The sequence below is a fragment of the Pseudomonas sp. yb_5 genome (assembly GCF_043103865.1).
Classification (GTDB): Bacteria; Pseudomonadota; Gammaproteobacteria; order Pseudomonadales; family Pseudomonadaceae; genus Aquipseudomonas; species Aquipseudomonas putida_Y.
Genome location: NZ_JBICKE010000048.1, coordinates 24,017 through 46,891, shown reverse-complemented (window position 1 = coordinate 46,891; position 22,875 = coordinate 24,017). Strand labels below are relative to the sequence as shown.

Below are 22,875 nucleotides of genomic sequence, written 5' to 3'. Positions count from 1 at the left end.
GCAAAAAAGTCAAAATACAGAAAAATCGAGCGCCGCATACTGCCCACGGGCAATGCCGGCGAACGCCAGCAGTGCCGGCAGGCGCTCGGCGAAGCCCTGGAAGCTGTGGTCGCCACCGGCCTGGATACGCAGGGCACAAGCACGGTAATAGTGCTCGGCGTGTCGATAGTCCAGGGTTTCATCGGCGGTCTGCAGCCACACTTGATAGCGGTCGGCATCGGCCGGGGCCGCTACTTCCAGCTCGGCCAGGGCCTGCACGTGATCGTGGGTCAGTTCCCAGGTTTCACCGCTGTAATGATTGCGCTGGGTGCCCAGGTAACCGTCGAAATGCTTGTGCGGGGTTACCGCCGGGTTGACCAGCAGGGCCTTGAGGCCATGGCGCTCGGCCAGATGGGTGGCATAGTAGCCGCCGAGCGAACTGCCCACCAGCAGTGGCGCCCCCAGTTCGGCGGTGGCCGCTTCGAGCTGGACCATGGCTTGCCGTGGGTGGTGGTGCAGGGCCGGCACTCGCAGCTGGTCGGCCAGGCCGAGCTGCTGCATGACTGCCTCCAGCTGACGCGCCTTGGTCGAAAGCGGCGAGCTGTTGAAGCCATGGATATAGAGGATGGAACCCGACATGCTGCCCCCGGAATCTGTGGCTTCGCGCCTGATAATGCGGGCGCAGGGACGCGCAGTGTAGCGCGTTCGCCGGGTTTTGGCGCCGCACAGGGGTTTTAGCAACAAATTCTTCAACAGCTTTGAAAGTGCCGGGGGTGCTTTGCGCCCCTGTCGCGACACAAGGCCGCTCTCACAGGGGTACGCGATCTCCTGTGGGAGCGGCCTTGTGTCGCGATAGGGCTGCGCAGCAGCCCCCAAAATCATCAATAGCCAGGGCTATCGAAGTCGAGCTGCACCTCGAAATCCAGCGCCCGCTCCACCCCGGTCTCCAGCCGCCCATCGGCATGCAGGCGCAACCAGCGGTACCCCGGATGCTCTTCGCTCACCTGGAAGTCTTCGCTGCGCGCCGCGAACTGAATGCAGGTCGACGGCGTGGCCAGCAGGCGCCGCCCCCCTCGGACTTCATCCCATTCCTGATGCACATGCCCCCATAACAAAGCCCGTACCTGTGGATATCCTTCAACGATATCGAACAGCGCCTGGGCATTGCGCAAGCCGATCGGCGCGATCCAGGCGCAGCCGATGTCCACTGGCTGATGGTGGAAGCACACCAGGCAATGCCGCTCGCCGGCCTCTTTCAAGGCGGATTCCAGTACGGCCAGCTGGTCATCTTGCAGAAACCCGTGGGTAGCACCCTGCACGGCGGTGTTGAGCATGACCACCCGCCATGCGCCAATATCGGTCACCGCCTGCACCAGTTCCGGCGCCACCTGCGCCATCACCTGAGCCTCGTCATGGTTGCCCGGCAGCCAGCGAGTGGGTATGGCAAACGGTGCGGTCAGCTCCCGAAACGCTTCATAGGATGCCACGCTGGCATCCTGGGACAGGTCGCCCGTGCACAGCAGCAAGTCGACAAGCGGCTGCTCGCGCCGCACCTGGGCCACCACGTGGCGCAGGCTGTCGCGGGTCTTGAGGCCCAGCATGCTGCCAGCCGGGTCAGCGAACAGGTGGGCATCGGTCAGTTGCACCACGTGCACAGGGCGGGATTGGTCTGGCGGCGACAACGGCCATCTCCTCGAATGGATTCAGCGGGGATTATGGCTGGGCGACGGTGACGAGCAAACACCCGCAACCGACTCACGTCACAATTCAGCGAACACTTGCCAGTTCGTGGCCGCAAGCCAGGCAGTGGCTAAGCCATTCACCCAGGAACAGGTTGAGCTGGGCCTTTTCGTCCGGCTGGTGCATGGCGTCGTTCGGATACGGGTAGATGCTGCGCAGGCGCCGGGTGTGTTCGGCACTGACCACTTCGGCCATGCGCGCATCGTGATACACCTGCACTTCCAGGTGTGGCACTGGCAACCAGGGCAGGCTGTGTTCCTGGCGCACATGCAGGGTGGTGGTGTACGGGCAGGCCAGCACCACGTCGATTACCAGCACGCCGAGCATCTGGTCGCCCTGGGTCATGCCGATGCGGCGCGAGCTCTGGGTGGTGCGCATGTCGGGCAGCAAACGCATCAGCCGGGCGTAGTTGGCCTCGCAGGCTGCCTGCAGCCCGACCAGGTCGACTCGATAGCGCTCGCGCAGCAGGTTCACTTCCACATACCTCTTACTTCGTCACGGTTCAGCGCCAGCCATTGCAGGCCAATGATGGTTGCCGCGTTGCAGATGCGCCCGTCGCGCACCGCCTGCAGGGCATCCTCGAACGCCCATACGCGTACGCGAATGTCTTCGCCCTCCTCTTCCAGGCCATGCAACCCTCCCGCGCCCTCGCTGCTGCAACGGCCGAGGAACAGGTGAACGTATTCGTCACTGCCGCCAGGCGACGGGAAGTAGCGGGTCATCGGCCACAGGGCGCTGAAGGTCAGGCCGGCTTCTTCTTCAGCCTCGCGATGGGCGACTTCCTCGGGCTGCTCGTCTTTGTCGATCAGCCCGGCAACCATCTCGATCAGCCAAGGGTTGGCGACCTTGTCCAGTGCGCCCACGCGGAACTGTTCGATCAGCACCACTTCATCGCGCGCAGGGTCGTACGGCAGCACGCATACCGCATCGTGGCGCACAAACAGCTCGCGACTGATCTCGCGCCCCATGCCACCGGCAAATAGCTCGTGACGCAGGCGTAACTTGTCGAGCTTGTAAAAGCCCTGGAAGCAATTGGCCCGCTCGATGATTTCGAAGCCCTTGGGCACAGCGTTCAACGCGTCTGACATGGAAATCCTCATTACCTCGAATACTGCTTCGCGCCATCCTACTCCGCACGCCTGTTGGTTTCATCCCTTTCCAGCAACCGCTGGCGCACTCGGGACAGCAGCCCTTCACTCTGTTAGCTTAGTGGCGAACTGAAGGCCGCGCAGACGGTCAAAGGCCGACTTTTCCCTGTTCTGCAAGGATCATCATGACACTTGTCAAACTGACTTCCGTGGCCGTGCTGGCACTCGCTCTGGGCGCCTGCCAGAGCCTGTTCACGCCCAACTACCGGGCCCCGCTCGAGGTCAAGCGCGACGCCTGGGAGCATGTCAAACCCGGCTGCAGCGAGAGCGACTGCCCGCTGGTGAACATCGACATGATCCACTTCCCGGCGCTGCCCAAGCTCGACGGCATCGTCGAAAAACGCCTGCTGCAACTGACCGAAGACAATCAGCATGGCACCGCACCAGGCACCCTGCAGGCCTACGAACAGCAATATCTGGCCAGTGCCGACAAACGTAACAGCAGCTACTTGCAAGCCAAGGTACGCGAGCAGCATGACGGGCTGGTGATCATCGAGTTGTCCAGCTACCTGGACAGCGGTGGCGCCCACGGCATGCCCGGGCGCGGCTTCATCAACTATTCACGCAAGCTGGACAAGGTGCTGACCCTGCAGGACATGCTGGTGCCCGGCCAGGAAGACACCTTCTGGAAAACCGTCGAAGAATCGCACCGTGCCTGGCTGATGAGCGTGGGTATGGACAAGGATGCCGAGTTCGTCAAGACCTGGCCGTTCAAGAAATCGCCGCACGTCGCCCTGACGTACGGCGCGGTAGTGGTCAAGTACGAGGTCTATGCCATCGCGCCCTATTCCATGGGCCACGTGGAACTGAAGATCCCCTACCCGCGCCTGAATGGCGTACTCAAGCCTGAACTGTTTCCCGGCCGCGGCTGAGGCTCAGTAACCCATGCAGCACACCTGCCAGCAGCAATGCGGGCAGGGTCGCGCCCAGTTCCGGCGCCTTGGCGGCAATCAGGTGATAGGCTACCGCCCCGGCAAACCAGGCCACCAACGCCTGCCAGTGCAAGCCATTGACCTGGGCTGGCAAACGGCGTCGACGGACCACGTAGTGGTCCATCAGCACCACACCGAACAGCGGTGCGAACACCGAGCCAATCAGCAACAGGAAGTTTTCGTACTGTGCCAGTGGCGCCAACAGGGCGATCAGGGTGCACAACACGCCGATGGCCAACGCCAGGTGCTCGACCTTCAGCGGTAGCAGCACACCGGTGGAAACCGCTGCCGAGTGAATGTCGGCGAAGGCCTTTTCCGACTCGTCCAGCAGAATAAGCAGCAGCGGAATCCCCATGCCGGCGCCCGCCAGGGCCAACAGCAAGGCATTGACTTCGCCACTGGCGGCGAACGCCAGCGTGTACGCCACGCCCAGGCTCATCAGCCAGGTGTTGCCGATGAAGTAGCCAACGACCGTACCGCCGAACACATGCTTGCTATTGCGGGCAAAGCGCGAGTAGTCCGCGATCAGCGGCAGCCAGGACAGCGGCATGGCGATGACGATATCGAAGCCAACCGCCAGCGACATCGAACCATCCCCGGCACGGTTCCACAGCTCCGCCAGGTCGGCCTTGGCGAACAGGTTCCAGGTCAGCCAGAGGCAGGCGCCCAGCAACAACCAGATGCCCCAGGCGCGCAGCACCTTGCGCACGAAGGCCAGTGGCCCGCTGACAGCCAGCAGGGTGGCCAGGGCACCGAAGCACAGGGTCCAGAGCATGGGGCTGTTCCAGGCACTTTCCTCACCGAACGCCCGTGCACCCAGCAAGCTGGCAGCATCGCGCATGACGATGATCTCGAAAGCGCCCCAACCCACCAGTTGCAGCAAGTTGAGCAGCGCCGGCAAGCGCGCGCCATGGCTGCCCAGGCTGAGTTTCAGGGTACCCATGGCGGACAGCCCGGTGTCACTGCCGATAACCCCCGCCGCACCCAGCAACAGCACACCGACACCGGTGCCCAGGGCGATGGCCAGCACCGCGCCAGCAAGGCCCAGACCTGGCGCCAGCATGGCACCGACTTGCAGCACCATCAGGCCGATGCCGAGGGAAAACCACAGTGAGAACAGGTCGCGAGCACCGAAGATGCGCTGCTGGATGGGGATTGGATGGTCGGGAGAGAACTGGCTGGGTGATGTCATTGTCATGTCCGCAGGAATGATGGTGAGTGGCATGCACCACCCTGTGGGAGCGGGCTTGCCCGCGAACACCGGCAAAGCCGGTGCCATGCACCGCAGTGCTTGCTTCGCGGGCAAGCCCACTCCCACAGGGTAAGGTGCTGCGGTTTAGACTTTGTGGTACAGCTGGCTGCCTTCCTGGCGGAACCGCTCGGCCTGCTCACGCATGCCTTGCTCGACCGTCACATCCACGGCCTCGATCTTGGCAGCGTACTCACGCACTTCCTGGGTGATCTTCATCGAGCAGAACTTCGGCCCGCACATCGAGCAGAAGTGCGCGACCTTGGCCGATTCCTTGGGCAGGGTCTCGTCGTGGAAAGCACGGGCGGTGTCCGGGTCGAGGCCCAGGTTGAACTGGTCTTCCCAACGGAACTCGAAACGCGCCTTGGACAGGGCGTTGTCGCGAATCTGTGCACCCGGGTGGCCCTTGGCAAGGTCGGCGGCATGCGCGGCGATCTTGTAGGTAATGATGCCGGTCTTGACGTCGTCCTTGTTCGGCAGGCCCAGGTGCTCCTTCGGCGTGACGTAGCAGAGCATGGCGCAACCGAACCAGCCGATCATCGCCGCACCAATGCCCGAGGTGATGTGGTCGTAACCCGGCGCGATGTCGGTGGTCAGTGGGCCGAGGGTGTAGAACGGCGCCTCGTCGCAGCACTCCAGCTGCTTGTCCATGTTCTCTTTGATCAACTGCATCGGCACGTGGCCGGGGCCTTCGATCATGCATTGCACGTCGTGCTTCCAGGCAATCTTGGTCAGCTCGCCGAGGGTTTCAAGCTCACCGAATTGCGCGGCGTCGTTGGCGTCGGCAATCGAGCCAGGGCGCAGGCCGTCGCCCAGCGAGAAGCTGACGTCGTAGGCCTTCATGATTTCGCAGATTTCGTCGAAGTGGGTGTACAGGAAGTTTTCCTTGTGGTGCGCCAGGCACCACTTGGCCATGATCGAGCCACCACGGCTGACGATGCCGGTGACGCGCTTGGCGGTCAGGGGTACATAGCGCAGCAGCACACCGGCGTGAATGGTGAAGTAGTCCACGCCCTGTTCGGCCTGCTCGATCAGGGTGTCGCGGAACAGTTCCCAGGTCAGGTCCTCTGCCACACCGTTGACCTTTTCCAGGGCCTGGTAGATCGGCACGGTACCGATCGGCACCGGCGAGTTGCGAATGATCCACTCGCGGGTTTCGTGGATGTGCTTGCCGGTGGACAGGTCCATGACCGTGTCCGAGCCCCAGCGGATGCCCCAGGTCAGCTTGGCCACCTCTTCCTCGATCGAGGATCCCAGGGCGCTGTTGCCGATGTTGCCGTTGATCTTCACCAGGAAGTTGCGGCCGATGATCATCGGCTCGACTTCCGGGTGGTTGATGTTGGCCGGAATGATCGCGCGGCCACGGGCGATTTCCTGGCGAACGAATTCCGGGGTGATTTCTTTCGGGATGTTGGCACCGAAGCTGTGGCCGGCATGTTGCTCATTCAGCAGGCCGGCGGCGCGGGCCTCCTGTAGCTTCATGTTTTCGCGGATGGCCACGTATTCCATTTCGGCGGTGATGATGCCCTGACGGGCATAGTGCATCTGCGAGACGTTGGCGCCGGCCTTGGCCCGGCGCGGGTTGCGCACATGGGCGAAACGCAGCTTGGCCAGCTCTGCATCGTTCAGGCGCTGCTGGCCGAAGTCGGAGCTCAGACCTTCCAGGCGCTCGGTGTCACCGCGGGCTTCGATCCACGCCGAACGCACATCGGCCAGGCCTTTGCGCACGTCGATGATCACGTCGGGGTCGGTGTACGGGCCAGACGTGTCATACACCAGCACCGGGGCGTTGGCCTCGCCGCCGAAATCGGTCGGGGTGTCATCCAGGCTGATTTCACGCATGGGGACGCGGATGTCCGGGCGCGAGCCTTCGACATACACTTTGCGCGAACGCGGGAACGGTTGTACGGACTGCTGATCGACTTGTGCCGATTCGCTGAGGTTGATCGTTTTTTCTTGTTTGGTCATCACAGGCTCTCCTGACGGCTTCCTAGCAGTGGAATGTCGGGGTGAACCTGAAACGCGCGGACGCACCCTCTTTGGGTGCAGTGCCGGATATGGGGGTGCCTGAAGCTGTATGCAGCTGTGACAATCCCGGACCTGGCACAAGAGGCTCCCCGGGAAGGTGAGCAATCTTGTTCCCTACGCAGGCGCTAACCTGATCAGGTTCAACGGGATCCGCACCTCTGCGATCTCAGCCTTTGCTTCAAGGCACCCCGACAAGAACATGCGCAGTCTAGACTGGAGTGGTCAGCAAAGCCAAGCAGGTAAATGCGCGGATGATGAAAGGCACACCGAGCGATTGTTGCCGGGTGCGCATGGCACTACACTGGCCCATCGCTCGATACTCAACAGTTCAGTAATTAAATTTCGTACAAGGATTGCCTCTATGCTGCGCAAACTCTCACTGGCGATAGCCGTGTCTTGTGCGTCCAACGGAGTGGTCTGGGCAGCGGACGTGCCCTCGACAGTCAAGACCGATCTGGTCAGCGTCTACCAGGAGGCAGTGGACAACAACGCCGACCTGGCTGCCGCACGCGCCGATTACGGTGCGCGCCGCGAAGTGGTGCCGCAGGCCCGCGCCGGGTTGCTGCCAAACCTGTCGGCCGGTGCCGAGATGATGAACACCCGCACCAAGCTGGACGAGCCGTCCATGACGTCCAATCGCAGCGGCAACTCCTGGAGCGCGACCCTGGCTCAACCGATCTTCCGCGCAGATCGCTGGTTCCAGCTGCAAGCCGCCGAAGCAGTCAACGAACAGGCAGCCCTGGAGCTGTCGGCGACCGAGCAAAACCTGATCCTGCAAACCGCGCAAAACTACTTCGCCGTCCTCCGTGCCCAGGACAACCTGGCCGCCACCAAGGCAGAAGAAGCTGCCTTCAAGCGCCAGTTGGATCAGTCCAACGAGCGTTTCGACGTGGGCCTTTCGGACAAGACCGACGTGCTGCAATCCCAAGCCAGTTATGACACTGCACGCGCCAACCGGATCATCGCCGAACGCCAGGTGCAGGATGCCTTCGAGGCCTTGGTGACCCTGACCAACCGTGAGTACACCTCTATCCAGGGCGTGGTGCATAGCCTGCCGGTACAAGTGCCAACGCCCAACGATGCCAAGGCCTGGGTCGAAACCGCCGGGCGCCAGAACCTCAACCTGCTGGCCACCAACTACGCGGTTTCTGCCGCAGAAGAGACCCTGCGTCAGCGCAAGGCCGGGCATGCACCGACCCTGGACGCCGTGGCCAAGTACCAGAAGGGTGACAACGACAGCCTTGGCTTCACCAACCCATCGCAACTGGGGGTGCGCTACAGCGGCGATGTCGAGCAGACCAGCGTTGGCCTGCAACTGAACATACCGATCTACAGCGGCGGCCTGACCAGCTCGCAGGTACGCGAGGCTTACCAGCGCCTGAGCCAGAGCGAGCAACAGCGTGAAAGCCTGCGCCGCCAGGTCGTGGAAAACACCCGCAACCTGCACCGCGCAGTGAACACCGATGTGGAACAGGTGCAGGCGCGCAAGCAGTCGATCATTTCCAACCAGAGCGCGCTGGAAGCCACCGAAATCGGCTACCAGGTCGGTACCCGCAACATCGTCGACGTGCTTGATGCCCAGCGCCAGCTGTACACCTCGGTGCGCGACTACAACAATAGCCGTTACGACTACATCCTCGACAACCTGAGCCTGAAGCAGGCAGCCGGCACCCTGAGCCCGCAAGACCTGCAGGACCTGAAGCGCTACCTGAAACCTGACTACAACCCGGACAAGGACTTCCTGCCGCCGGACCTGGCGGCAGCAGCGGCCAAGAACTTCGAGCGCAGGCCTTGAGATAGGGCCTGGACTCTTCGCGGGCTTGCCCGCTCCCACACGGTGCCAGGCCTGAAGGCATGATGCACCTGTGGGAGCTGGCTCGCTGGAGATAGGCCTCCAAAATCTCCAGCCCTGAACGACAACGCCTAGGCGGCTACGGCAATCGTCGAGTCGATGCGTTGAACCGACATATCACCAATTAGCGCAGGCCCCGCAGGTTCAGGGGCGAACGCAGCCATTGCATCAACAAGATTCCCCAGGTTCGGTAGCGAGTGCTCGACAGCAAACAGCGACGCCCCTGCGGAAAGGGCTGAAACCTCTGGCACGGCAACCGCTTCAGATGTGACCATTGCCGGCTGCGCAAAGATAAAGTCCTCCGCTGTCACCTGCGCAACTTCGAGCGCATCCAGGTACAGCATCTTCACAATACCTTCCTGCCCCGGCACTGCCTGGGTATCAACGGCTACACCGTGGATCTGCGCAAAGTCATTGAGTTTGAAGCGCTGGACTTTGCTGACGTGCAGATCCTCGAAGCGACTGATGCCTACCTGGGTCAGGTCAATCTTGTCGATACCGTGTCGGAACCCCCGAAGGGTGTTCTTGTAATCGCTCACACCTTCTTGTTTTGTCACCAGAAACACGCTGGGCGCAACCGTCGGCGGGGAATATATCGTGCCTGCCAACGAAGCCACCAACTGCCCGGAGGCGTCACTGGCAAGCGACACGCCACCTGCACCACCGGTAAGCAGAACATTCGCGCTGACAGGCGGGGTCGTCTGCTCTTCAGGGCTGCCCTCGAAATAACCTGGTGCAGCGGTGAAAGCGTCAAGGAAACGGAAGTTCGCTGACCGCAGTTCGGCAATCGTAGTGTCCGCAAGCGTCAGCTTCTGCCCACTGCCAAGGTCGAGCACAGTCGAATTGCCGTCCTGTTGCATCTGCAAGTCAGCAAACCCTGAACCACCAAAGCCGACCAGGTCGATCACCTCACGCGAAGTCTCGAACTGCTTGAGTACATCATTACCGCCTGCACGCCTGTGGATGACAAAGCGGTCGGTACCCTCACCCCCCTTGAGGAGATTGTACCCACGGCCACCATCCAGTAATGCCCCGGCGGTCCCGGCAATCAAGGTATCGTCGCCATCACCACTGATAAGGTTTTGCACCGAACCAGGGGCTATGGTGAGCGCCGCACCGGCAATACTGGCGCTGCCGCTGGCCAGATCCACCGAGATACTGCGACTTACTGCAGCCGCGTTCAACGTATTGCGCCCGCCAGCGGTGCCGCTGATGGCATCGTCAAGCTTCGCGCGCCCTGGGTTTTCTGCCACCAGGTTCGCGTAGTCGTCGGTGAAGTAATAGACATCATCGGTGGTGCCGGGGCTGCCGACGAGGCGCAGCGTCCAGCGATCAAGCGTTAGCGGTAAGCCAGCAACAGCATTACGCACCTCAAGCTTCCACTCCCCAGCCGAGCGCTCTGCGCGATGATGGGTCGACATGAACCCATATTTGAACGCCCCTGAACGCGAATCGCCCAGATCGTCATCACCCGAGCCCGGCGCCTTGCCTGTGCGATCGAGCAGTACGCTGCGCGTGCCGCCAGGCGACACCAGCGTGAGCGTCATGTCGCCAAGGCGGCCGACCATCGAGTGGACATCGACCTCCACATGCTCCACCAGCAAATCAGCCGGCAGGGTCAAAGACAAAGTCGCAACCTGCCCCGCCGCAACCTGTTGAGCCACTGGTTCACTGCTGGCTGTCAGCAGCCGTTCATTGGCCTTGGTCGCCCGGCTCCCCCAGGACTCGGCAAGGCGCACCGCGGCGCGGGCGTCGATCATGCCAAAGCCATAGTCGTGGCTGGCGTGCATGCCACCGCCATTCCAATTGCGCCCTGCGTTGTAAGCCCATTGGGTTGATGCGTCATCCACTTTGCGCGCAGACAGTGCGAGGATCTGCTGAACATCCCGGTAACCCAACCCCGGGTTGGCCTGCAACATCAACGCCACCACGCCTGAGACGATCGGCGCGGCGAAGCTGGTGCCCTGAGTCGTGCTGTAGGCGCTGCCGACCGACGCACCGCGCTCCGCTTCAAGGCTGACGCCACTGGATAAAACATGGCTCCCCGGTGCAGCGACCAGCAAGCTGGAACCTGGATTGGAAAAGGGTGCCGTGGCAGCTTGCAGCACCGAGAGGTCTGCCTTTGCATTGATGGCCGCCACTTCAATGGCGTGGCGGTTGTTGTTGGTCAGCGAGCCCTGTGCATTACCGCCTTTATGGCGCTGGTTGCCACCAGAGGCAACGACGATGGTGCCTAGCCCGCCACGGCCGTTGGTGGCGGCAAGCGTAGTGCTGAATGCCAGCGCCAGAGCAGTATCGACTTTTCCTTCTGGAACATTTGTGAGCCCGAAGTCCGTTTTGAAACCCCAACTGTTGTTGGCTATGTCGTAGTTGACCATTTGCCCCAGATTGGTCAGGTCATCGCCTTTGTTGGCCAGGTAGTGCCCGCCGATCTTCGCCTCATATGCGATGCCGATCCCTCCTTGATCATTGCGCGCGCCAACCATGACCCCAGCCACTTGAGTGGCATGATTGGACGCCAGAGCGGGCAGCGTGCCATTGGTGCGTTGGGTTTGCAGCCAGATGGGATCGATATTCGGCTTGAGATCGGGGTGCCCGATGTCGAAGATTTCCGGCGCCACGGCAAACTCCCCTCCCGGCTCGAACTGCCCTATCCTCACCCCCTTGCCCGTGAAGTCACGCCATACCGGCGCGACATTGATCTCGTCCAGATACCACTGCCGCCCCGACAGCGGGTCAGCGGGGGATTGTTCATGGCGCAACGTTACCGTTGCCCGCAAGGGTGCTGATGCAGCACTGCCCACCTCGGTCACACTCATGGACGCGTTGCCGGCAGCATCGACCAAGTCGTAGCGGAAACTGACATCACCGTCATGGCCTGGTAACGGCGTGACCTCCACATCACCCTGCTCGTTCAGCCGCACTGTTGCACCCTTGCCAGCGCTGACTGAGGCGATGCGCAATGGCCCGCTGCTGCCAAGTGGCTGATCATTGCCCAGCAGCGCCGTTGCAGGGACTATTAGCGCCGTATCAGTGGTGGCGAATGTAGCCAGTTGCTCAGGCGAGAGCCTGTCGCCGATTGGCATGGCGCCCCCGCCGAGAAGATCGACGGCAGCAATGTCGGCGAAGCTGAGTTTCTGGATGTTGCTCAAACTCAGACGGCCATCTCGTCCCGCCACGGTGTCGGTGATCAGGTGGCCCGATTCGGTACGTGTGATCAGGTACTCGTCGTGAGCACCATGCAAACTGACCAGGTTGGTGCCCGCGCCTCCGTCGATCGTGGCATCGCCGCGTCCGGCCTCGATCACGTCATCGGCAGCACCGCCCGTAATCTGATCAGCGCCACCACCGGCGTAAATGATACTTCCGCCCGCCGAGGCCCGGATGCGATCCCCCTTGGGGCCCGCATAGATCACCGACTTGCCGGTACCACCAATGATGTCGTTACGGCCCGTACCGCCAACCAGCACATCGTTGCCGCCACCGCCAATCAGCAAGCTGTCGCCCGAGCCGCCCTTGATGAAAACTCCGCGTTGACCGCCGCTGGCGATGATGTCCTTACCCCGCCCGCCTTGCGCAATGGTCAGCCCGGCCTTGGCCATGTTCAGCCCAACGCCATGCTCCCCCACGATCAGTGCCGTGTCGCGCCCACCATTGCCCTGCATGTTCGCCCAATCGTCGCTGGCACTGATCACGAATACATCGTCGCCCGCCCCGCCGTGATAGGTGTTGCTGCCACCGCCACCAACCAGCCAACTGCCCTCTGGGGCCGCGGTCAAGACATCATCGCCCGCGCTGCCGTACAGCGTCTGTACGCCGAGCGCTGCGGCGTCCAGCGTGCTGCCTTGAGCACTCTGGCTGATGTAGGCCCTTCGGGAAGTGGGCCCGCTTGACGAAGTCAGTAGAGTGCCACCCTCCTGGGCCTCGATCCGATTACCGACGGTATCGGCGAGAAACCTCACCGCCAGTACTTCCCGGTCCTCACCATTAACAGTGAAAGCGCCTCGGGAAATGACCTCGTTACCCTGACGCACCTCTCCTACCGGCTCGACCTGGCCGAGCTTGATCTGGCTAATGCCATGCTCCTGCAATGCCCTCAGCTCACCGGCATCGGCACGCCCGTCGTGGTTGCCATCGACCCACACCTTCAATTGCGCCCAGACGGCGTCTTCAACGTTGATGACGCCATCGGCGTTGGCGTCAACACTTGCCAGGGCGGCGAAGCCATCCTTGAACGGCGTTTCACCAGAGCTGCCATCGCTGCCTGCCTTGCCGCCGTAGTATTCGGAGAACAGCTGGCTGACGTTGCTCACCTGGCCGGTACCGTTGTCATGCACCAGCATGCCGGTCAGCCGGTCTGCCCAGCCGGTGCGGCGCAGTGAACCACTGTTATCGATATCGAACAGTACGCCTTCCTCGATACCCGTCAGACCAACGCCCTTGCCGCTGAGGTCGAGCAAGAGCGGGTCGACAAACGTGTTCACCGTAGTCATTGCTGCCAACCCGTTGAGTACCACGGCATTGCGCAGGCTGAAATCCGGTTGTTCATTGCCATCACGATAGAACTGAGCCAGGTGCTGATTGGGTCGCACGTTGGGGTCGATCTGGAGCTCGCCGGGGCGAACACCACCGGTGGCCAAACTGCCCAACTGAGCGGAGGTGAAGTCGGTGTTGTCGAGGGTGCTGTCGGTGAATGCGATACTGTGGGTCAGGCGACGATCGACGTAGCCGTTGGAGACGTCATTGCGGATATCGTCCTGGCCTTGGAGGTCGCGGCGGGATTCGGTTGTGGGGGTGATTTCGATGTTCAAGGATGGATCTATAGCCCCTGGATTCTCAGAATCTACGAGTTCGGAGATCACACTGGCCAAGCCATTTCCCGCAACTTCTCCTATTGAATAAAGAAAAGATGCAATGGCGGTCGGCGAATCAATACGAGATTTCCAGTACTTGGCCATGCCACGCATATCATCCGGAGCCACTACAGTGCTATTAGCCATTCTACTATCAGTCTGAATGGACAACCAAAACTCACTACCCGGGCTTCCCGCCGCATCCAGTACCTTTTTCCAATATGACTCGCGATACTCCGGATCGGTTAACTCAAACACAGAGTTCAAAGTCCAGGCATCTTTCGACCTACCCAAGCTTTTAAATACGTCACTATGGAAATCCCAAACCTCCATATGATTTGGATCACCATCTAACGTACCATCCATCACCCTGCGCTCTTGAAGCTCCAAATAAGCTTTCCCCATTTCCAATCTTACTTCTTCAACATCTGCCTCGCTCATGGGGCGCCCGGCATCTGCCTCAGTTCGTTTCATGAAATTTATAGCAGCCAACCCTGCTATGGAGTTGCCTTTAGCAACGCCATTGGCAAGCACGGCATATCGATCCCCCTTCATAGCCATATAGTCATACATATCCCCAACACCTTTGGACTCAAAAATTTTACGCGCAACCGCTATATCTTCTTTTGTCAACCCCGACATTTGCCACCTCATCTTCTGCTATTGATTAAAAAATCGACCACTGAGCGCCTCACTTCCAACCACCGCACTAACTTATCAGGGCGCATTATCACCTTGACGAGTACGTCTCCAAACACTACAAATGTCATTCCGCACGAATAGTAATTCGGCACTTTCGGGCGCCAGCTGCAATACCCCACAGCAGCCAAGTCATCGAGCTCACCCTGCCAATAGATAAGCTTCTTGTGATTTTCAAAAATCGTGTCACGCGCCTCTACACGATAGAGGCTGCTTGACTCATCGTACTCAGCAAGCGTTATTGTTTCTGCTGGGCTTTTCCGCAAAAGAAAATCGAGTTGACGCCGTAAATCCCCCTCTCTTGCAGTTATCGGGCCCACTGCGACCAACAGCCCCTCATGCTCCAAGCCCTGCCGGAACACTAGACTGTCATCCGCCGGCTCGAGCTCTGGCCAGGTCATTGACAAAAATACAGATACCAGGTTTGCGTCACAGCCTTTTTTGTTATAAATAAAGCCAGGATCAAAAGAGCTTTTTCCCTCATATTCTGGCCAAAATGGAAAGTACAACCTAGAGAACTTGTACACTTCCCCTGAAATTCTGCCGCACACGAAAGGATCAAACGTTACCTCCCCTGGCTTCCAAGGTTCGCTTTTCCAAGCCACAACTATCATCACCAGCACGGGAGTCAACAAGAGTACAGCGGAGCAAAGCCTCAAAAAATTCCAAGCCCATAGGAAAAACAAACATGGTATTTTTCTCATAATGACTTAGCGCTCCTTCAGCTTTCTCGGACATGCAACCAAAAGAGGGCAGAATCTAACTTTGATCATTTCCCTTCTCCTTGCCTTACACCTCGCCTTGCAATTCTTCAATTCTATTAACCACACACCTCAACTCACCCCGCAAAAAATCAACACTCACAAGAGCCTGCCCTCTTATCACGCTAAGCCTGACGCGCCTCTTCCACATCGGACATTTCCATCCTGATTATTTATCGACCCGATACCTCGCAGCATTCATGAAAAACTCACCCACTGCCAAAGCAATGTTATGCCACTCCCCAAGCCTCTCCCATAAAAATTCCACATTAACAATTGCATCCCCTCCGGGTATCAAAAACCTCAAATAGCAACGCGAGTAATTGGCCTTGGGTTCCACCCAGTTGCAATAACCGATGTATTGCATGCGTCCCTTGGCCTCCAGCCAGAAAAAGCCCTTGCGCCGATTAGGAAATTCACTATCAACACCCTCGAGAAAATTTAGTCCGAGATCTTCGTTCAGCTTGCTAGCCTTAACTAGAGCCGCGGGTGTTTCACGAAGATAATGCTGGAGCTGTTTTCTCAACCCTGCTTCCCCATGCAGCCAAGGCCCAATTGCGACCGATATCCCATCAAAGCGAAAAGACGTCGCCTCACCGTAAGAGACGGGCTGCATCTCCGGCCAACTCATTGCCATATAGAGTGACGCCAAGTTTGCACCACAGCCTTTTTTGATATTTATAAATACCGGCTCCCAAGAACTCTTGCCCTCATCCCCAGACCAATAGATCACATACTTCCTAGGGAGCTCATAAACAACACCCGAGACCTTTCCACACACCATTGGATTAGGGGTCGTCAGCTTCTTCGGCGCCCAAGTCGGGGTAACAACAATGGCGACCAACAACCACGCCACACTTAGCAACAACAACAATTTGCTAAAACCCCACAGCACCAAACCAAATCTTCTACACAGCGCAATTAGCTTTCCGAACAGCACCTTCACAAAGAGAAAGATATACCTGCAACCAATCATCACCCCTCCCTAGAGCCAGTCTGCCCATATCAGCCACTAAGCAAACTTCGCTTCAGACAATGCATGAACTTCTCCAAAATTTCTTTCGCACAACACGGAAATGCTGCTCCCAGCCCCAAACGCATCTGAACCACCGAGACCGACAGCACAGCAACTCGCCATGCCAGCCAATATTATTGGCACTACAGATCCGCATTAAGCTCCAAGCCGCTCTATATACAATGCACGCATTTTTATATTTCATTCATCGCTCCTTCAGACTTTCCTTTGCATGCCGCTGCAGGGGACTCAAGAAGAAACTGATAACCCTGCGCCTATCCACAATCACTTCTGCACGCACAGCCATGCCTGCCGTCAACGGCAAGTCATTATCCCCTACGCGCAAAGCTTCCTTGGCCAACTTGATTCGAGCGCTATACAAAAGACCGTGCCGGTCATCCTCAATGGCATCATCGGAAATACTCTCCACCACCCCCGGTACAACGCCATACCTAGTAAAGGTGAATGTCTCGATCTTCACTTCCACGTGCTGACCCGGAAAAACAAAGCCGATATCTTTGTTCTCGACTTTCACTTCCACTTCCACCGGCTCGCCCGTCGGCACAATGACCATCAGTGTCTGCGCGGGTGTAACCACCCCGCCCTGTGTATGGATCGCCAACTGCTGGACGGTGCCGTCAACGGGGGATGTCAGTACCTTGAGGCGATGCCGCTGCTCGGCCTTGTTCAACTCCTGCTCAAGGGTTGCAATGCGCCGTTGCGCCTCACCGTGAAGGTCGAGCATGGCTCTGCGCAGTTGGGCAATGGCACCGCTACGGCGGTGCTGAGCAGCAAGCCGTGCAGCGTTCAGTTCGTCGATGCGCGAGCGCTGGAGTGCCAGTTCGCGTTCCTGCTCCAGGCGGGCCTGCTCCTTTTCCAGGTAGGTGTGCTTGGCCACGGCCGATTCGCTGAACAACAGCTTGTAATCCGCCGTCAGTTGGCGGGTGATCACCAACAGTTGCCGGAGCGCGTCAGCCCGGCCCTGGGCGGAACGGATTTCGGCAGCGCGTTGACCGATTTCGGCATCGGCCTGTTCCAGCGTGGCCTGCAACTCCAGGTATTGCCCCTCCAGCCAGCGCTGCGCGCCTGCCTGCTGCGCGGCCGTGGCCTGCGGTATCAATGGTGCCAGGGAGGCAGGTGCCACATCGCCGTCCAGCGCACTCAGCAGTGTGCTGGCGCGGGCCTGATCGATCTGTGCAGCCAGCAGTTCGCTGCCCAGGCGCTTGATATCAGCCTCGGTCAACTGCCCTTCCAGTTCGACCAGCACATCGCCTTTGCGCACCGGCTGGCCATCGACGACGTGGATCGACTGCACCACCGCGACCTCGCTGGCCTGTATCAACTTGCTCCTGCCACTGGGCACGATCTTGCCTTCGGCACTGGCGATGACATCGATCTCACCGATGCAAGCCCAGGCAAGCGCCAGCCCGATGAACATCAGCAGGCTCCACTGCAGGTAGCGCGGCAAGGGATGCACTGGCGTTTCCTGCAAGGACAGTGCCGCAGGTAAAAAGGCCAGTTCGTCGGCTTCACGTACGGGGCCGTCCATGCTCCGGCGCTTTCGCCATGCCGTCCTCCACGCATCCCGGTAGCGCTCGGCAAGGTCCTTGAACGCCACACTCATACGGCGGCCCCGAGCTGCAGTTGATGCAGGTAGGCATAGGTGCCCTGTGGATAACCCAGCAGCTCATCATGAGTCCCTTGCTCGATGATCTGCCCACGCTCCATGACCACGATGCGGTCGGCATGACGTACTGCCGAAAGCCGATGGGCAATGATGATGACCGTGCGCTGCGCGCAAATCCGCACCATGTTTTGCTGGATGATCCGTTCGGACTCATAGTCCAGCGCACTGGTGGCTTCGTCGAAAATGAGGATGCGTGGGTTGCCGAACAGCGCTCGGGCGATGGCTATGCGCTGTCGCTGCCCACCCGACAGGCTGGCGCCGTGCTCACCAATCAGGGTTTCGTAGCCATCCGGTAATTCGAGGATGAACTCGTGAGCACCCGCCAGCGTCGCTGCGGCGATCACTTCTTCAAGCGGTGCTGCTGGGTTGCCGAGGGCAATGTTCTCGCGCACGGTGCGCCGAAAAAGCACGTTGTCCTGCAACACCACGCCGATCTGCCGACGCAGTGACGCCACATCGGCTACCGCCAGGTCAGCACCGTCGAGCAATACCCGCCCCCGCTCAGGTGAGTACAGCCGCTGAATCAAGCGTGTCAGCGTGCTCTTGCCTGACCCCGAGCGACCTACAACGCCTATCACTTCTCCGGCGGCGATCTTCAGGCTGACATCGCGCACCACTTCGCCCCCGTCCGGCCGATAGCGAAAACACACACGATCGAGTTCGATCTGCCCGACAAGTGTGGGCAGCACCGTGCCCTTGCCTTGGTTGACCTCGGTACGGGTGTTGAGAATGTCACCCAGGCGTTGAATCGATACCCCTGTCTGCTGGAAGCTGGTCCAGAGTTGGGCCAGGCGGATGATGGGCTGCGACACGCGCCCTGCGAGCATGTTGAAGGCGATCAGCTCGCCCACCGTGAGTGCGCCTTCGATGACCAGCCGGGCCCCCAGCCACAAGGTGGCTACCGTGACCAGCTTGCCGATCAGGCCGACGCTTTCATTGGCCAGACTGGAAAGGTTCTGGGTCTTGAAACTGGCAGATACATAAGCGGCCAACTGATCATTCCAGCGCCGGGTCACCTGAGGTTCCACGGCCATCGACTTCAGTGTGTCGATGCCGTTGACCGCCTCGACCAAAAAAGCCTGGTTCTCGGCGCCGCGTTGGAAGCTTTGATCAATCAACGCCCGCAGTAGCGGAGTAACGACCAGGGATACGAGAAAGTAGAAAGGCAGCGAGCCAACGACGACCAGCGTCAACCATCCGCTATAGAGGAACATGACAGCGATGAAGACCACCGAGAACAGCACATCCAGCACTAGCGTGATGCTGTTGTTGGTCAGGAAACTTCTGATGTTCTCCAGTTCTCGCACTCGGGCAACCGAGTCACCGACTCGCCTGGCGTGAAAATAGGCGGTTGGAAGATCGATCAAATGCCTGAACAGTTTTGCACCCAGTTCGACATCGATTCTTGACGCTGTATGAGCTGCCACATAGGTACGCAACCCACTCAGCAATGTTTCAAACAGAACGACGACCAATAAACCCAAGGCGATAACATCCAGCGTGGTCAAACCGCGATGCACCAGGACTTTGTCCATTACCACCTGAAAGAACAAAGGCGTCAGCAAAGCCAGTATCTGAATGACCAGGGAAACCACGAGCACTTCGCCCAATAGCCGCCTGTACTTCACCAGAGCAGGAATGAACCAGGTAAAGTCGAAGCGCGACAGCCCTAGGGGCAACTGGGCATCGGAGCGAACCAGAATGAGTTCTCCCGACCAGCGCACCACCAGTTCCGCGAGGGTCAGCGCTTGCGGCGCGCGGGAGTGCGGGTCCTGCACCAGAACCTGCTCGCCCTCCACGCGCGCGATGATGAAGTACTCACCACGCGTATCCACTGCAATAGCGGGCAAAGGCGTATGCTGCAGCCGGGCCGGATCGACGCTGCGGTGTCTGGCCTTGAGGCCAAGTTGCTGAAATGCCCGAAGTAGTGTGCCGGTAGAGAACCGCTCACCCGCTGCTGCATGATCGTGCTGCAACTGCTCGGCAGAGACGGCAACACCATGGTAACGCGCCAGCGTGATAAGACACACCAGCCCACTTTCAATAGTGTTGGCATTGCCATCAGATAAATCAGCCATCACGCCACCTCTTATGAAAACCGGACATGAGGCGATACTAGCCCGAAGCAATAGGACAAACGTCCTACAAGCTTCCGACGCAAGCGTGTGACACTTCTGACTTTTAAAGTCTATTCGTAGGAAGTTTCCTAACGGCGAGAAATCCAGTGTAGGAAGTTATAACTTACGCCGTAGGAATAAATAACCAGAATCAGACATACCCACTCTAGACCGGGTCTTTGAGTGGATATGTCGGTTATCAGCGGATCAAGGCCCCCAGACCCTCGAGCAATCGCTGCAAAGCCCCCTGATTGGCCCGCATCACCGCCTTGCCCGCCTCGCCCATGCGCTGGGCGTCCTGCGGCAGTTCCACCAGACGGCGCACCGCGCCGGCCAGCCCGTCAGCATCATCCACCTGCTGCAACGCACCCGCCTCGCGCAGCATCGCGCTGATTTCGAGGAAGTTGAACACGTGCGGCCCCATGAGCACCGGCAAGGCCAGCGCCGCAGGCTCCAACGGATTGTGCCCACCGGTCGGCACCAGGCTGCCACCGACGAAGGCAATGTCGGCCAGGGCATACAGGAACAGCAGTTCGCCCATGGTGTCGCCCAGCAATACCTGCGTTTGCGCATCGACCAGCGTGCCGGTAGAGCGGCGCACGGTGGTGAACTGCTCGCTGCACAGCGCATGCACTGCATTGAAGCGCTCGGGATGGCGCGGTACCAGGATCAGCAAGGCATCGCCATGCACCTGCAACAACTGCCGATGCGCCTGCAGGATCAAGGCATCTTCACCTTCGTGGGTGCTGGCGGCGATCCACACAGGACGCTGGCCGCCCCCCCACTGTTCACGCAATGCCCTGGCGCGCGGCAGCAGCTGTTCGTCGATCTTCAGGTCGAACTTGATCGAGCCGGTGACTTGCACGCGCTCAGGGCGTGCACCCAGGTCACGGAAGCGCTGGGCCTCGGTTTCGGTCTGCACGGCGATCAGGCTCATCTCGGCCAGCATCGGCCGGGTCAGCCTGGCAAAGCGCCCATAGCCACGGGCCGAGCGCTCGGACAAGCGCGCATTGGCCAGCGCCACCGGAATGCCGCGCCTGGCACACTGGTGAATGTGGTTGGGCCAAAGCTCGGTTTCCATGATGATGCCCAGCTTAGGCTGCACATGATCGAGAAAACGCCCCGCCGCCCAAGGCAGGTCGTAGGGCAGGTAGCAATGCTGCACGCGTGGTTCGTTGGCGAACAAGGCGCGAATGCGCTCGGAGCCGGTAGGGGTCATGCAGGTCAGTGTGATCGGCAGCTCCGGGTAAGCCTTGAGCAAGGCACGCACCATGGGTGCGGCCGCAATGCTCTCGCCCACCGATACCGCATGCACCCAGATACCACCCTGGCGCATGGCCGGCAGCTTGAAAGCGAAGCGCTCGCCGATACGCTGGCCATAGGCCGGCGCCTTGCGCGCGCGCAGGTACAGGCGCAGCGCAACCAGCGGCAGGCCCAGGTGAAACAGCAAGGTATAGAGAGTTCTGTTCATGGCGGCTAAGTCTACCCGATCGCGCGAAGGTGCACTGCAAAGCGCTCGGCCAGCCACTGCGCAGCCGGGCCCAGAGGTTCATCGCGGCGCCAGGCCAGCTCTGCCACCAAGGCCGGCGGCCGCCAGTCGCTGTCAAGTTCGACCATGTGCGCCTGGTAGGTCGGGTACTGCACCACATGCCGGGGTAACCAGGCCCAGCCCAGGCCGCGCATCAGTAGTTCGGCCATGGCGTAGAAGCTGTCGGCACGCCAGACCTGCGGGCTGATCGCTTCGCCGCCGGGGTAACCGCTTTGTTGTGGCGTGATCAGCAACTGCCGGTGGCGGGCCAATTGTTGCCGGGTAACCCGGCCTTCGCCCGCCAGCGGGTGGCCGACCGCGCACACCGTGACCATCTCCACGCTGCCCAAGGCACGGCGTTCCAAGGAAGCCGGGATGCTTTCGTGGAGGAAGAACAGGCCCAGATCGGCGCGGCGCTCCACCAGCTTGCGCGCCACATCGCCCTGGGCTCCGCTGGCCAGTTGCACCTCCAGGAACGGGTAGCGGCTAGCCAGTTCGTCAAGGCTGTCGATCACCGGCTGATATGGCATGGCTTCGTCCTGAGCGACCCGCAGTAAGGCCTCCTGCCCGCGCATCAGGGCCAGGGCGCGGCCATCCAGGCGTTCGCACTGGCGTAACAATTCGCGGGCGTCTTCCAGCAAGGCGCTGCCGTTTTCAGTCAATTTCGGTTGCCGGCCGCTGCTGCGCTCGAACAGGGTGACCCCTAGGTCTGTTTCGAGCAGCGCGATGGCGCTGCTGATCGCCGACTGGGCTTTGTGCTGCTCACGTGCCACCGCGGAGAACGAGCGCAGTTCTGCAACGCGCAGAAAGGTACGCAATTGTTCAAGGTTCCACTGCTCGGCCATCAACCTATCTCCCACATTGATAGGTAATGACTTTACCCCATCCAGGCAACGTCTAGAATGCCCGCTCAGTAACGGAGGATCCCGCCATGAATGCCTATACCTACCTCGCCATTGCCATCTGCGCCGAAGTCGTCGCTACCGCCTCGATGAAGGCGGTTAAAGGCCTGAGCACGCCGTTGCCACTGCTGCTGATGGTGGTTGGCTATGGCATTGCGTTCTGGATGCTGACGCTGGTGGTACGCAGCATTCCTGTGGGGATTGCCTATGCCATCTGGTCGGGGCTGGGGATTGTGCTGATCAGTGTGGCGGCGCTGGTGATCTATGGGCAGAAGCTGGATATGCCGGCGATGCTTGGCATGGCCATGATCGTGGGTGGCGTGGTGGTGATTCAGCTGTTTTCGAAGACCGCTGGGCATTGAGAGCCGGTGTGCGGGGCTCGCCG

At 60.0% G+C, this 22,875-nt stretch carries 16 protein-coding genes and 1 riboswitch; of the genes, 3 read left to right on the top strand and 13 right to left on the bottom strand.

Going from position 1 to position 22,875, the window contains the following annotated elements; genetic code table 11:
- Positions 1–9: 9 nt before the first annotated feature.
- The 4 genes from ACF8GF_RS06090 to ACF8GF_RS06075 form a co-directional block, all read right to left on the bottom strand.
- Entirely contained in the window at positions 10–618 is a 609-nt protein-coding gene (locus ACF8GF_RS06090; RefSeq protein WP_392460970.1) for a YqiA/YcfP family alpha/beta fold hydrolase, read from the bottom strand.
- Between the two features lie 242 nt (positions 619–860).
- Positions 861–1,661: a 3',5'-cyclic-AMP phosphodiesterase gene (cpdA, locus tag ACF8GF_RS06085; RefSeq protein ID WP_392460969.1), complete on the bottom strand. Its 801-nt coding sequence runs from the start codon at positions 1,659–1,661 to the stop codon at positions 861–863.
- 85 nt (positions 1,662–1,746) lie between these two features.
- A complete protein-coding gene (locus tag ACF8GF_RS06080; RefSeq protein WP_176683124.1) occupies positions 1,747–2,199 on the bottom strand; it encodes a DUF1249 domain-containing protein in 453 nt (150 codons plus the stop codon).
- Positions 2,190–2,807, bottom strand: a complete 618-nt coding sequence (locus tag ACF8GF_RS06075) for an NUDIX domain-containing protein (protein ID WP_003249478.1) — start codon at positions 2,805–2,807, stop codon at positions 2,190–2,192. Before ACF8GF_RS06075 ends, ACF8GF_RS06080 begins: the two co-directional genes overlap by 10 nt.
- A 185-nt stretch (positions 2,808–2,992) precedes the next feature.
- Here ACF8GF_RS06075 and ACF8GF_RS06070 point away from each other — a divergent pair, with 185 nt between their 5' ends.
- On the top strand, positions 2,993–3,739 hold the full coding sequence (locus ACF8GF_RS06070; protein ID WP_176683123.1) for an RsiV family protein: 747 nt from the start codon (positions 2,993–2,995) through the stop codon (positions 3,737–3,739).
- On the opposite strand, the gene cytX is transcribed toward ACF8GF_RS06070, so the two are convergent.
- Together cytX and thiC are read right to left on the bottom strand one after the other, a co-directional pair.
- Positions 3,708–4,991: a putative hydroxymethylpyrimidine transporter CytX gene (gene cytX / locus ACF8GF_RS06065; RefSeq protein WP_392488226.1), complete on the bottom strand. Its 1,284-nt coding sequence runs from the start codon at positions 4,989–4,991 to the stop codon at positions 3,708–3,710. The two genes, ACF8GF_RS06070 and cytX, sit on opposite strands and share 32 nt — an antisense overlap.
- Before the next feature lie 144 nt (positions 4,992–5,135).
- Positions 5,136–7,016, bottom strand: a complete 1,881-nt coding sequence (gene thiC, locus ACF8GF_RS06060) for a phosphomethylpyrimidine synthase ThiC (RefSeq protein WP_021783856.1) — start codon at positions 7,014–7,016, stop codon at positions 5,136–5,138.
- 154 nt (positions 7,017–7,170) lie between these two features.
- Positions 7,171–7,277, bottom strand: a riboswitch (TPP riboswitch).
- A 160-nt stretch (positions 7,278–7,437) separates the two neighbouring features.
- Between thiC and ACF8GF_RS06055 the strand changes: the two genes are divergently transcribed.
- Complete coding sequence (locus tag ACF8GF_RS06055; RefSeq protein ID WP_021783855.1) at positions 7,438–8,871, top strand: TolC family outer membrane protein; 1,434 nt, start codon at positions 7,438–7,440, stop codon at positions 8,869–8,871.
- 128 nt (positions 8,872–8,999) lie between these two features.
- Here the strand turns inward: ACF8GF_RS06055 and ACF8GF_RS06050 are convergent, their stop codons facing one another.
- The 7 genes from ACF8GF_RS06050 to ACF8GF_RS06020 all read right to left on the bottom strand — a co-directional run bounded on the left by ACF8GF_RS06050 (position 9,000) and on the right by ACF8GF_RS06020 (position 22,433).
- Positions 9,000–14,354 carry a S8 family serine peptidase gene (locus ACF8GF_RS06050; RefSeq protein ID WP_392488225.1) on the bottom strand — a complete coding sequence of 1,785 codons (5,355 nt, stop codon included), beginning with the start codon at positions 14,352–14,354 and terminating at the stop codon, positions 9,000–9,002.
- Between the two features lie 77 nt (positions 14,355–14,431).
- On the bottom strand, positions 14,432–15,112 hold the full coding sequence (locus ACF8GF_RS06045) for a hypothetical protein (RefSeq protein ID WP_176683122.1): 681 nt from the start codon (positions 15,110–15,112) through the stop codon (positions 14,432–14,434).
- 298 nt (positions 15,113–15,410) lie between these two features.
- Complete coding sequence (locus ACF8GF_RS06040) at positions 15,411–16,217, bottom strand: hypothetical protein (protein ID WP_392488224.1); 807 nt, start codon at positions 16,215–16,217, stop codon at positions 15,411–15,413.
- Positions 16,218–16,461: 244 nt separating this feature from the next.
- Positions 16,462–17,880 carry an HlyD family type I secretion periplasmic adaptor subunit gene (locus tag ACF8GF_RS06035; protein ID WP_176683120.1) on the bottom strand — a complete coding sequence of 473 codons (1,419 nt, stop codon included), beginning with the start codon at positions 17,878–17,880 and terminating at the stop codon, positions 16,462–16,464.
- Complete coding sequence (locus ACF8GF_RS06030) at positions 17,877–20,021, bottom strand: type I secretion system permease/ATPase (RefSeq protein WP_176683119.1); 2,145 nt, start codon at positions 20,019–20,021, stop codon at positions 17,877–17,879. The genes ACF8GF_RS06035 and ACF8GF_RS06030 overlap by 4 nt, the downstream gene beginning before the upstream one ends.
- Positions 20,022–20,259: 238 nt before the next feature.
- Positions 20,260–21,531 carry a lipid IV(A) 3-deoxy-D-manno-octulosonic acid transferase gene (waaA, locus tag ACF8GF_RS06025; RefSeq protein ID WP_392488223.1) on the bottom strand — a complete coding sequence of 424 codons (1,272 nt, stop codon included), beginning with the start codon at positions 21,529–21,531 and terminating at the stop codon, positions 20,260–20,262.
- A gap of 11 nt (positions 21,532–21,542) precedes the next feature.
- Complete coding sequence (locus tag ACF8GF_RS06020) at positions 21,543–22,433, bottom strand: LysR family transcriptional regulator (RefSeq protein ID WP_003249460.1); 891 nt, start codon at positions 22,431–22,433, stop codon at positions 21,543–21,545.
- An 86-nt stretch (positions 22,434–22,519) separates the two neighbouring features.
- Here ACF8GF_RS06020 and ACF8GF_RS06015 point away from each other — a divergent pair, with 86 nt between their 5' ends.
- Positions 22,520–22,852 carry a multidrug efflux SMR transporter gene (locus tag ACF8GF_RS06015; RefSeq protein WP_176683116.1) on the top strand — a complete coding sequence of 111 codons (333 nt, stop codon included), beginning with the start codon at positions 22,520–22,522 and terminating at the stop codon, positions 22,850–22,852.
- Positions 22,853–22,875: the final 23 nt, after the last annotated feature.